This window comes from Allomuricauda sp. CAU 1633 (genome assembly GCF_017313225.1).
GTDB lineage: Bacteria > Bacteroidota > Bacteroidia > Flavobacteriales > Flavobacteriaceae > Flagellimonas.
On sequence record NZ_JAFLNE010000003.1, the window covers coordinates 584,590 to 596,715 of the forward strand.

Below are 12,126 nucleotides of genomic sequence, written 5' to 3' on the forward strand. Positions count from 1 at the left end.
AAAGACTATGCTTGATTTTCTCAAAGTTATAGTTAAGGATCCTGACGAGATAGAATTCATTTGGAACAATGACAAACTAATATTTCACGACTACAGAGAAAAACTTAACCATTTTGATTGGGAAACATTGATTACCAAATCAACTAAGAAATACAAAGGCACCTTATTCTGCAGACATGAATCTAAAATCGAAATCTTGATACGGCCAGGGTACTTACATAATGATAATGTACATAACGCTGGGAAGTTTTCCCCAGATGACTGTATTGGGGTGCTTAAAAACCTATTGGATTCATTGGGCATTACCTCTTTGGAACACTACCATATAGTAAATATAGAATTTGGTTTAAATCTTATCATTCCCGGATATGACAAAGAAATAATACACTTTGTTGAATATTGGAAAAGAACCAGGTTCAAGAATGATGATGAACTGGCATTTTCCAAGAAAGCATATAAGGAACAAAGCAATGGCACAGCCAATACTTATAAAATAGTCAAGCTGTATAGTAAGGGCTTGCAACACCCAGATTTTTGCCCCAAAGAAACAATTAGATTTGAGATAAAATCCAAGCAATCCAAATACATAAACCAATTAGGGGTTAAAACCATACGTGATTTGTTTGCATTAGAGCCTTATAAAGTAATGTCTAAGGAACTGAAAGAAACATCAACTGATATTCTCTTTCTTGATCAATCGGTTTCCTTTGAAGGTTTAGATGGTTCCGAATCTATTAAGCTCAAGGATTTCTTGAACACCTACACCTGGCATCAAACCATTAATGAAGGCCATAGGAACACTTTCGCTAAAAGAAGGGCATCATACAATTGTTTATTGGATAAAGCTGGTAAGAATATACATAAAGTATTCAGCAATCAGGTTGCCTTTGACCTAGATAACCTTATTACAAATGAAGCTGAGATATGTGCAAATTCCACAACAAAGAAAATGTGTGCATATTCCACCTATGATATACTTGGAATTTCCACCCTTGGAATTTCCACCCATGGAAAACGCACCCTTGGAATTTGCACACAAGAAGAATCAAAAAGGGAAGATATCCTTACTCATAACAAGGATTTGGACAATTCCGAGATTTGGAAAACTGCCATATCTGAAAAGCAACATATGAGAAATAACAATTGGGTGATGGCCCATTTGCATGAGTTAGGTGTAAAGACAACCAGAAATGACACTTTACAAAGGGCTGTTAGAACTTTAATCAGCAAAGACTATTCTAACCCCAGGCCGTATTTCAACGCAATAACAAGAATTGTTAGACTTCTATCCGAAAGGTATGGAATTGAACTATCAGAAAATCAACTGATGAAATTAGCTTCAAAAAGTAGAAAACAAAAAGGCAAAAAAATAATTGGATGGCCAGCACAATTAAGTTGAGATTAAAGAAAGCAATAATTCTTGAGGACCATAGGAGGTTGCTTAAAGGTGAGAATACAATCAACAACATTAGAAGGTTAGCTCTGCTCATGGAAGAAGCGTATCCCAATAGATATGTATTTGAGAACGTGAATGTATGGCTTTGCAAACTCAATACCACTGGTATAAAGAATATTGACCAAACCTATGTGATGAACCAAACTATAAATGATTTATGTGAAGTGCTGCACATAGATAAAGAAGATTTAATCAATGAAATTGAAGATGAAAACTATTGAAGGGCTAAGGTACTGTAGTGACTTTGGAAACAAAACCCAATACGTTGCGCACGCCGAAAAAAGTATGCTTGACAGACTTTTGAAAAGTGTCACGTTTTGTGTCCCACTTTTGGGAGTGCAAATTCAAATTTTAGGACAAAAAAGAGACAGATAATATTTAAAATATGCTAATCACACCAAAACAACTTGCAGAAGCAATTGGTATCAACCTCCCTACTTTGAGAAAGCATATCCAAAGAGATAAGTTGAGGAAAAGTGGAAAGTTTATTGATACAGAATTTCCCTTAAATAATGAATATATCATAACTCAAACCAACGGAAAGGGTTTAGATCTTAACAAAGTAGAAAAAAGGGAAATTAAACAGTTAAAAGATGTTGGCAATCTAAGCCCAGCGAAATCTAACAAGGCAATTGAGGTTGAACCCACTAAGACTAAAGAATATGACTCTTTTGAACTACGAAAAAGGAAAGCAGATGCAGAAAAGGCAGAAAGGGACAATGAACTAAAAAAAATCGAGATTCAAAAGAAAATGGGAAAACTGATGCCAGTTGAGCTTATGGAAAAAATATTAGTGATAAATGTGCAATCCGTTTTCAGGTCATTTGAAGCAGAAGCAGAAAATATAGCATCAACTTATTGTGAAATTCTGGGAGGTGATAGATCACATTTATCAGAAATGACCAAAAGAATGCGGGAGCATTTAGATGCTTCAATCAAGAAAACTAAGAAAATCGCATTTAGGGAAATCAAAATTGCTATCAACGATTATGCTGAGGTACGTAGCAGAGGTGAAAGAAAATAATAAATAAAAGAATTATGCCAGCAACAATTAAAATACCAGCTGAATTCAGGGCCATCGACAAAATGACCCATGTAGTCAATAAAATGACTGCAGGTGTTAGGAAATTCACTAAGAACAGTAGTTACGCTATTAGCAGGTTGGATGCTCGATTCAACAAATCCATTGGACGGATGAAGCGAATGGCCGGTAATTTTGGAGTTTTTTTGGGGGGTGCGGCATTGTACGGTGCCCTGAGCGGAGCGGTAGGGATTACCGCAGACTACGAACAAGCTAATGCAAATCTTGCATCAATTTTGGGAATCAATATTGATCAGACTAAGCAGCTGCAAAAGAATTCCAAGTTATTGGGTGCAACCACTGCTTTTACAGCTTCTGAGGTTGCTGGTTTACAAACCGAGTATGGTAAGCTGGGCTTTTCGGAAAAGGAAATACTGGCAATGACCCAAAGCACTTTGTCTTTAGCTGCTGCCACTAAAACAGAATTGGGTCAGTCTGCAATCCAGGTTGGTTCCGCTTTGAAATCTTTCGGAATGGATGCGAAACAGGCTTCCAGGGTTTCAGATGTTTTTGCCATGGCTCAAAGTAAGGCAGCTGTAGACATGGAATTTTTTAATACCTCCATGTCCATAGTTTCACCGGTAGCTTCAAAGTTTGGTTTTAAAATAGAAGAAGTCGTATCCCTTTTAGGTAGTTTGGGTGATGCGGCATTTGATTCAAGTAGTGCCGCAACTGCAACCAGAAACATTTTATTAAACTTAGCTGATAGCAATGGTAAGCTGGCAAAATCTTTGGGCAGACCGGTTAAGAACCTTCCCGATTTAGTATCAGGATTAAAGGAATTGCATGCCAAAGGTGTTCCACTTGCTAAAATGTTGGAATTGACGGATAAGAGATCTGTAGCTGCTTTCGCAACATTTATTTCCAGTACTGATAAGATTCTGGCCATGAATGATGCTCTTGGTAAAGCTGGTGGAACTGCTCAAAAAATGGCAGAAAAACAATTGGACACCTTAACCGGTAAAACCACAATATTAAAATCCGCTTACGAAGGATTCATTCTTTCATTAGATGATGGAACGGGTGCATATTCCAATACTATAAAGAATGTAGTTATGGTCGCAACGGAAATGTTATCAATGGCCAGTGGAACCGCTAAAGCTGAAAGCGAAATGACGGCCAGTGAAAAAGCGATCAGAATGTATGCTAATACAGCTGCCCAGGTTTTAAAAATCATTGGTGGATTAGCTGCAGCATTTGTTGTTTTCAAAGTTGCTTTGGCTGCTTATACAGTTGTGCAAGGGATAATGACAGCTGCTACGTGGGCAGGAACAGCAGCATCAACCGCTTTTGCAGTTGCTGTGAACCTAGGGCTTTGGCCGATACTGGCCATAATAGCGGCCATTGCCGCTGTGATAGCGATATTTTACTATTGGGATGATATTACAGCATGGTTTAGTAAACAATGGCAAAAATTTACTTCATGGATTGGAAAATTATGGGATAAGGTAGTTAGCTGGTTCAAGGAGTTCGATTTCAAGGAGTTCTTCAAAAAGATTGGTCAAAGCATTCTGAAATTCATGCTGGCACCAATGAAAATGGTGCTCAAAATGTTGAGTGAAATCAAAATGTTTGGTATAGGGGATATGGCCAGTGGAATATTGGAAAATATGGATAAGCTCACGGGAGATAGTGGCGTATCAACAAACAAACCACTTGAAAGCCCTGAATCAAGGCAGACAAGGGCAACCAAGGAGCAAACAAGGGCAATTGTGGATAGTAGAATCAGCTTGGACATCAATGATCCAGGTGGCCATGTTGGAAATGTTTCAAATGCAGGACCGGAACCAATTGCTATAAGAACCCGAAGGACAATGGGCAGAGGTCAGTAATCAGATTAATCAATTAAAATTTCACGAATATGATACCAAAAGGAACAATCTTTTATTTAACAAATAGCACGAGAACTGCCCTCTTTAAAAATGATTCCAATAAAGAGTTGACAATTAAATCAGGTATGCTCGTTACCACTGATGGTTGGGACAGAAATAACCTTCTTCTGGCCAAAAATGATGACAAGCTAAGGCATGTTATAGGATTTTTGGATTTGGATAAGGAAATCAAACTGGCCAGCAAACAGGAAGTAACTGTTAAGTATTGTGAAAGTGGATATGCGGATAAAAGGGGAATTACGTTACCGGATGGAGTTGATTTAAAGACCATCCCCCAAGGAACAAACAAAACACTGGAACAAATTCTATTGGATTTAAGAATAGAAGTAGCGATACCAAATTGGGAATTTTAAAATTATCCTATATGGCAGCACCAACAATAGAAGAATTGAAAAACTGCGAACCGTATATGGTATCTGGATCAGATAAAATTCTAATTGCATATTGGAATCCAGCCACCAAAATGCTACATCATTATGGTAAAGGAAAGAACTTTATTTCAACAGTAGGTTGTAAAGAAGATCCAGCAAACGAATCCATACTTGGGTTAGTATATTTTCAAATAGTAAAGGATATGTCTTCTCTTTCACGTTAGAAGCTAGACTCAACAATTAGAAAAACATAACAACAATAAATCATTACAAATTATGACAGCAGACTATTTAAAATTTGAACTTCCTGGGATTTACCAAGCAATCTTTAATGAGGGAATGCAAAAAGGCAAGGAATTGGAAAGCAAAAGAATTAAGAATTGGTTGGTCCATATTGACCAAAACAAAGATGAGGTATTGGCAGGAATAAAGTCCGGTGCTGAACTTGACAATACCGAATCAGAGGAAATGGCATTGAGAAATTCCATTAAAAAGCACTTGGCAACACTTTGATTTCTTTTGTTATCATGGTTAAGTTAAACCCACAATATGTTTATTGTGGGTTTTTTATTTGAATTTACCTTAATTCAAATTGCACTCATTTTGTAATTTACAGGATTTTGATAGTATTCTGAATTATGGAAATGGAGATTATGAGACCCTTTGAGAACAATTATCCGGTTGTTCGAAACAAAGCTGATGCCCACATTGACAAGGCCAAAAGTCGAGGTCGAAGTTTTTCCTTTTCCATAAATGAACAAGGATTAAATTTTAATATAATATTTACTTGGGAACAAGAAAAATTAACCCAATCATTAATTATTAGGCCATTTGGAGTTAAGGTATATGTTCAGAAACTGGAACTAATTTTAGGTGAAACTTATTACAGCTATTGGCGGGGTATAACCAATTTTGAATTTGAAATAGGGAGCGTTGCATTATCTGGATTTAAAGATTCAAATGCCTTAGACGCTATAACAATTGATGGGGTGTCAAAGACAGTGAATGTTTCAATTTCGGATACAACAGCCAAGATTAATGTTCATAGTACTAATCAAATTTCTTTGAACGAAGTTTCAGGTAGTGAAGTTATTATCAATAATGTTAACTCTTTAAATGTAACAAATACAAATTGTAAACGAGGTAATTTCAAAAACTGCAATCAGATTTACTTCAAAGGGTTTGACGGTGAGGATTTAACTATTTCAGGCAAAACTAATTCAGCAAACCTTCAGCATTCAAATTTTGCAGAGTTTCGGCTTGTAGAATCTACCTTTGACAAAATCGAATGTGTCGATTTCAACACAACAAACATGACCATTGAAAAGCTAAATCCGGAAGCTAATAAAGGACAACTCATTTTTAAAGATTCAACTGTTAACAGTCAATTAACTATTAATAAGGCACTATTTGGTTCCCGAACGTGGTCAATAGGTCGACCCAAGAAAACTAACACCTTTAGGTTGCACCCAAGCTATCTTATTATCAATGACAATAGATTCAATCCAAACAGAGTTGAATTAAATGAGGTCGAATGGAATTATAATGGTATTACTAGTAGTGATGCTTACCCTGAAGGGAAGCGTAAATTGATTAACCTACTAAAGAATTACTATGGTGGGAAAGATGATATTTTAAACACTCAGTTGCAATATGCATTTGAGAAAAAATGGTACTTAGAAAATCATAGGAACGATTTCCCATTATGGTTAACCAGATGGTCCAACAATTTTGGACTTTCTCTTGTGTTACCTCTTTTATGGATTCTGGTTATTTGTGTATTGGAGAGTGCCTTAATATTAAAACTATCTTATAACTGCTTTCCAGTTTTAATTGAGAATTGGGGAGTATTCTTCTATCTTATGAACCCAACACACAAGACAAGTATTTTCATTGATGTTTTGGGAACCTGTGACTATCCTAAATACTACTCAAATTTTCTGCCATTAATAGATAATATTGGACGAATACTCATAGGCTATTTGATATTCCAGTTCGCCAATGCGTTCAGGTATAAATTCAAGCTGAGGTAAGTTTTTTATTCAATAATGGAAGCTTTTTGATTTTATAAACTTCAAGGCTAAAATGTCCAAATTCTTCAGTTGATTTACCATAACAGGCATATACACCTTTGCCACTTATAGGTGTATTGTTGATTGATTGTGGAAAATGAACACAATCAAAAAATTCACCATTAAGATCTAGCATTGTGGAAAATCTCATTATTTCACCTTTTGAGGTTGTGTTGGTCCTAGTGTGTACTAATTGACCAAAGATTAGTAGCTTTTTATCTTTATAACTAGGTAAATCCTTTGCCTTTAATTCACTGTCAATTTTGAAATCAATCAATTTGAAATACCCACATAATGGGAATCCAATCAATTCAATTTGGTCATAAGCATCTTCAATGGAGGTTGATAAAAGTTGAGGTAGTTCGAAATTTTTGTGTTTTGGCTTAAACAATAATTTTTGAGGTGAACTTTTTTGGATTGCCTTGGATTTGAACACGGCATGCCACAACAATTCTTTCTTTGGTATACCCGTGAATCGAAAGGCATCTATCCGGATAAGTATTGTTAACTGTTCAATGGAAATGGGAACCCTATCAATAAAATCATCAAATGATTGAAAATGGCCATTCAATTGCCGCTCTGTCAAGATTCGCTGTACCACCAACTTTTCCAGGCTTTTTAAGTAGCCCAGTCCAAGGTAAATATCTATTCCAATAATGATGTTGGGATGATCACTAGTATTGATGCATGGGGGGTGTATAATGCCCCCATACTTTTTTGCTTCATGTAGGTATAGTTCAGCATCGTAGAAGCCCCCACCATTGTTAAGAACTGATACCATGAATTCCAGTGGGAAATAGCACTTTAGATATAAACTTTGATAACTTTCAACCGCATAGGAAGCAGAATGGCCCTTTGCAAAGGCATATCCGGCAAAGCTCTTTATCTGTTCCCAGACTTCTGTAGTAAGTTGATTATCATAGCCTTTTGCTTTGCAGTTGGCGAAATATTTACGTTCCACTGCAGTGAATTCTTCCCTGGACCTGAATTTTCCGCTCATTCCCCTTCTCAACACATCGGCTTCGCCCAAATCAAGGCCAGCAAATTGATTAGCCACTTTTAGCACATCTTCTTGATATACCATGATTCCATAGGTTTCAGGCATTATTTTAGCAAGAATTGGATTTGCCAGTTTCCTTCGTTCCGGTATCCTGGTACGCCTTATAAATTCATCTTTCATTCCAGAACTAGCAACGCCCGGACGGATAACAGAACTGGCCGCAACAAGTTCCACGTATGAACTGGTTTGGAGTTTTTTCATCAGCCCACGCATGGCAGGTGATTCAACATAAAAAGCACCTATGGCGTTACCCGACGCTAAAAGCCTATTTATTTTAGGATCCTTTTTAAATAGTTCAACCTTATCAATATCCACTAAGTTGGCATTGGGTTGATTTTGTTTGACCAATTCAAAGGCATCCTTTATTTTGGGAAGCCCCCTTTGTCCAAGTATATCCAGTTTGAAAATACCAACATCTTCTGCTATTATCATATCAAATTGAACTGTTGGGAATCCCTTCGGTGGTAAATTGGTAGCTGAATAGTAGTGGACCGGTTTATCCAAAATGAGTATACCGGCTGAATGTACACTGATATAATTTGGGAAGCCCCTTATCCAAGTGGCATATTTTAAAACCAATCTGGAAATATGATCAATGGTCGATTCATGGTAATCACCAACACATAGTTTATCAATATCTTCTTTTGGTAGCCCAAACACCTTTCCCAATTCACGTACAGCTGCCCTATACTTGAAAGTGCTATAGGTGGCCAATAAAGCCGTATTGTCAAACCTTTGAAAGATATAGGATGTGATTTCATCCCTATCCCATGTTGAAAAATCAATATCGAAATCGGGAGGTGATGCACGATAGGGGTTGATGAACCTTTCAAAATAAAGATCTAGGTCAATAGGATCCACATCGGTTATCCCAATGACATAGGCAACAATGCTGTTTGCCCCACTTCCCCTTCCCACGTATGGGTATCCTTTACTTTTAGCAAATTGGATGATATCATGGTTGATAAGAAAGTAGGAGACAAAACCCAATTCTTTGATGATTTTAAGTTCCCTTTCCAATCTATCCATGATTTTTTGTGTTGGTTTGGAATATCTTTTAGGCAGTCCATCTGTGCTGAGGTTTTTCAAAAGCAAAAAATCATTTTCTTCTGAGTGGGAATAGCAGTTTTGATTTTGAGGGATTCTTTTATCTCCAAAACTGAAATCAATTGTGCAGTTATCTATTAGCTTTTGGGTGTTATCAATGATATATGGAAAATGTGAAAAGCTTTCCAATAATGATTCCAAGGGCATCATTTTGTCAATTTCATTGCCTTGTTCAGATAAAGGTAGTTTGCTCAGGATAGTATTCAATCCTATTGCCCGTAGCAGCCTATGGGTGTTGAAATCTCGTTTGTTCCTGAAAGTAACCGGCTGTTGGATTACAATTCTATCCCTGAAATCGTTTAACCTAGTGAACGGCAATTTTCTCAATTCATCCCTTGATACTCCGATAAACTCATGCATTTTGAATTCTTGCTTTTCCAACTTCAATACCTGTTCAAAGGGATATATAATAAAGGTATTTTCAAAGTTTGGTGCCACGGGTTTGAATTTGGTTCCATTATGTAGGTGGCTGGATAAAAGGCGGTTCAACTCCTGAAATCCAAGATTGTTTTTCGCAAGACCTACAAACTGTTGTTGGTTGCCATTTCTGAAATCTATACCAATGATTGGCCTTATATGATTCTTTTGGGCTAGTCTTACAAAGTTTAGACAAGCTGAGGTATTGTTTATATCGGTTAATGCCAAACATTCAATTCCATTTTTTTCGGCAAGGTTCAATAAAGTTTCTTCGGAAAAGGTTCCGTAGTTAAGTGAGTAATATGAATGGCAATTCAGGTACATTATTGGTTTCTATGTGCTAAAACGATTGGAGGATCACCATTAAAGGGGTTGCCCATTCCAGCACCAATCGTCTTTGCTCCCATGGAAGAAGCACGCATGACATATTTTTCACCAAACCTTTTTCGGATTTTGTCCATGGCGTTATAAAGGCTTAGCATTTCTTCAGTATCATCAAAAAGGTCTATTTGGTAGTTTCCCCCTACCAAGTGGCTATAATTGACACCTACAAGCCTTATGAGCATCCTACGCTTGTAAAGTGCATTAAACAACTCAAGAATGGCTGGGACCAATATGTGATCGGCACTTGTGAATGGTATTCTTTTCTGTTTGGTATAGGTGTTGTAATCGGAATATCTAATTTTTACGCTGATACAGCTAGTAAGCTTGTTGCCCATACGCAACCGATAAGCAAGGCTTTCAGCCATGGCCACGATTGTGGTACGTAACTTTTCCATATCAATGGTATCCTTGTGAAAAGTTCTTTCTGATGAAATGGATTTTCTTTCATGGAAAGGAACCAATGGCGGGCTATCCAATCCATGCGCCCTTTTCCAAATGGTCCGGCCATGGATACCAAAGGCACTTTCCATCATCTCCAGAGGCATTTGTTGGACCGTCTTGACATGCTCAACTCCCATATTGGAAAGCATTTCATACGTCTTTTTCCCGACAGAAGGTATTTTTTGAATGGACAATGGGGCTAAGAAATCCCTTTCCAACCCAAAATCTATTTTGATTTGGTTATTGGGCTTAGCTTCACCGGTAGCGACTTTGGAAACAACTTTGTTTTTTGAAAGCCCAAAGGAGATTGGCAGTCCGGTTTCATTGATAATTTTTTCCCTTAATTCTGAAGCGTATTTATAGCATCCAAAGAATTTGTCCATGCCGCTCAAATCTGCATAGAATTCATCAACACTGGCTTTCTCAAATACTGGAACACTTTCTTTTATGATTTCCGTGACCATATCTGAAAACTTCATATAGGTTCCGGCATTCCCACGGATGACTACGGCTTCAGGACAAAGCCGTCTGGCCATTTTCATTGACATACCTGAATGAACCCCAAATCTTCTAGTGTCATAACTACAGGAAGAAACTACACCCCTATCACCTGTACCACCTACTAAAATTGGCCTATTTTTAAGACGGTTATCAAGCAGCCTTTCACACGATACAAAGAAGGTATCTAAATCCAAATGTAGTATTGAGGTTGACATAAAAAATGGATTTATTCCAAAAAAACGGAAAATATCCAAAGTTAATAATAGATGTGATCGGTTTCGGAACTTTAACAATTTTCCTTACTTTTCTGTTTACTAAATATTTAGCAATGTGCTACTCAACTAGACAGACCAAAACCAAGCAACAATTGGAGTTACATTTCAGGGCAAAAGCCCTAACCGGTGAAAGGGAATTGGAAAACGATTTGGTCTATTACCATGCCAATGGGTGGAACCATCCTTTGATGTGGATTTTGCCCCAGGAAGCCCCGAATACAATTACCCCGGCCATGTGGGGAATAATGCCTTCTAAAAGTGTTGGGGCAGATTACAAGGAGTATTTCAAAAACCCAAGGACATTTGGTGGCCTGAATGCAAAATCGGAAAAACTGTTTGACCATTTTATCTACAGGTACTCTTGGGAACATAAACGATGTATAATACCAGTTGATGGCTTTTTTGAACCCCATACCACCCCCGTTAAGGTTAAAGGTAAACCGTTCAAAGTTCCGTTCTATTTCAAACGAAAGAATGATGATCCAATTTATTTAGCTGGCATTTACACAACAACCAGCGATGGATGGAACACTTTTACAATTTTAACCAAGCCAGCTACTCCAAGATTTGAAGAGGTTCACAATGATAAAAAAAGACGGCCAGTTATAATAGATGATGAAAGCCTAGGTTCATGGCTTTTTGATGGCAATGACCATTCGGATGTTGAACAGTTGATGGAAGATGATCTTTGGGAAGGGGAATTGGAATCTTACCCCGTTTCAAAAGATTTGTATTCAAGGACGGTAGATTCCAATACAAAGGATATTATTAAATTGACTGATTATGAAGAAATAAAAATCGAATATTAAGAAATTACAAATGCCAAATAATATATTGGATTATAGATCTTGTCATTAGGATTCATCATCGTTTTCATTTCGATATGGTCGCATGTATATATCATAAACCATATTTAATACTATACAACATAAAAGAAACATTGCTATCTGTAGATACCCCAAAAATTAGGGCAGTAAGTTTAATCATTAAATTTACTGAATATGACACGAAGAAAATTCACCCCGAAGTTCAAGACCAAGGTGGTCCTTGAAGCCTTGAAAGAGCGGCA

Annotated in this window: 11 protein-coding genes; 9 read left to right on the forward strand and 2 right to left on the reverse strand. The window is 37.2% G+C overall.

The window, feature by feature from the left end:
- Nucleotides 1-7 precede the first annotated feature (7 nt).
- From J0X14_RS12075 to J0X14_RS12110, 8 genes are all read left to right on the forward strand, one after another.
- Entirely contained in the window at nucleotides 8-1,399 is a 1,392-nt protein-coding gene (locus tag J0X14_RS12075; protein WP_207098030.1) for a hypothetical protein, read from the forward strand.
- Nucleotides 1,378-1,677 carry a hypothetical protein gene (locus J0X14_RS12080; protein ID WP_207098031.1) on the forward strand — a complete coding sequence of 100 codons (300 nt, stop codon included), beginning with the start codon at nucleotides 1,378-1,380 and terminating at the stop codon, nucleotides 1,675-1,677. Before J0X14_RS12075 ends, J0X14_RS12080 begins: the two co-directional genes overlap by 22 nt.
- Before the next feature lie 164 nt (nucleotides 1,678-1,841).
- Nucleotides 1,842-2,480, forward strand: a complete 639-nt coding sequence (locus J0X14_RS12085) for a hypothetical protein (protein ID WP_207098032.1) — start codon at nucleotides 1,842-1,844, stop codon at nucleotides 2,478-2,480.
- 179 nt (nucleotides 2,481-2,659) lie between these two features.
- The gene (locus tag J0X14_RS12090; protein ID WP_207098033.1) at nucleotides 2,660-4,369 is read left to right on the forward strand and encodes a phage tail tape measure protein; all 1,710 of its coding nucleotides are present in this window, start codon (nucleotides 2,660-2,662) and stop codon (nucleotides 4,367-4,369) included.
- A gap of 125 nt (nucleotides 4,370-4,494) precedes the next feature.
- Nucleotides 4,495-4,782 carry a hypothetical protein gene (locus tag J0X14_RS12095; RefSeq protein ID WP_207098034.1) on the forward strand — a complete coding sequence of 96 codons (288 nt, stop codon included), beginning with the start codon at nucleotides 4,495-4,497 and terminating at the stop codon, nucleotides 4,780-4,782.
- Between the two features lie 11 nt (nucleotides 4,783-4,793).
- Complete coding sequence (locus tag J0X14_RS12100; RefSeq protein WP_207098035.1) at nucleotides 4,794-5,024, forward strand: hypothetical protein; 231 nt, start codon at nucleotides 4,794-4,796, stop codon at nucleotides 5,022-5,024.
- Between the two features lie 52 nt (nucleotides 5,025-5,076).
- A complete protein-coding gene (locus J0X14_RS12105; protein ID WP_207098036.1) occupies nucleotides 5,077-5,313 on the forward strand; it encodes a hypothetical protein in 237 nt (78 codons plus the stop codon).
- Nucleotides 5,314-5,438: 125 nt separating this feature from the next.
- Nucleotides 5,439-6,833: a hypothetical protein gene (locus J0X14_RS12110; RefSeq protein WP_207098037.1), complete on the forward strand. Its 1,395-nt coding sequence runs from the start codon at nucleotides 5,439-5,441 to the stop codon at nucleotides 6,831-6,833.
- On the opposite strand, the gene J0X14_RS12115 is transcribed toward J0X14_RS12110, so the two are convergent.
- Nucleotides 6,820-9,780 carry a DNA polymerase III subunit alpha gene (locus J0X14_RS12115; protein WP_207098038.1) on the reverse strand — a complete coding sequence of 987 codons (2,961 nt, stop codon included), beginning with the start codon at nucleotides 9,778-9,780 and terminating at the stop codon, nucleotides 6,820-6,822. The two genes, J0X14_RS12110 and J0X14_RS12115, sit on opposite strands and share 14 nt — an antisense overlap.
- Nucleotides 9,780-10,997 carry a DNA polymerase IV gene (dinB, locus tag J0X14_RS12120; RefSeq protein ID WP_207098039.1) on the reverse strand — a complete coding sequence of 406 codons (1,218 nt, stop codon included), beginning with the start codon at nucleotides 10,995-10,997 and terminating at the stop codon, nucleotides 9,780-9,782. The genes J0X14_RS12115 and dinB overlap by 1 nt, the downstream gene beginning before the upstream one ends.
- Nucleotides 10,998-11,110: 113 nt before the next feature.
- Between dinB and J0X14_RS12125 the strand changes: the two genes are divergently transcribed.
- Nucleotides 11,111-11,866, forward strand: a complete 756-nt coding sequence (locus J0X14_RS12125; protein ID WP_207098040.1) for an SOS response-associated peptidase — start codon at nucleotides 11,111-11,113, stop codon at nucleotides 11,864-11,866.
- The last annotated feature ends 260 nt before the right edge of the window (nucleotides 11,867-12,126 follow it).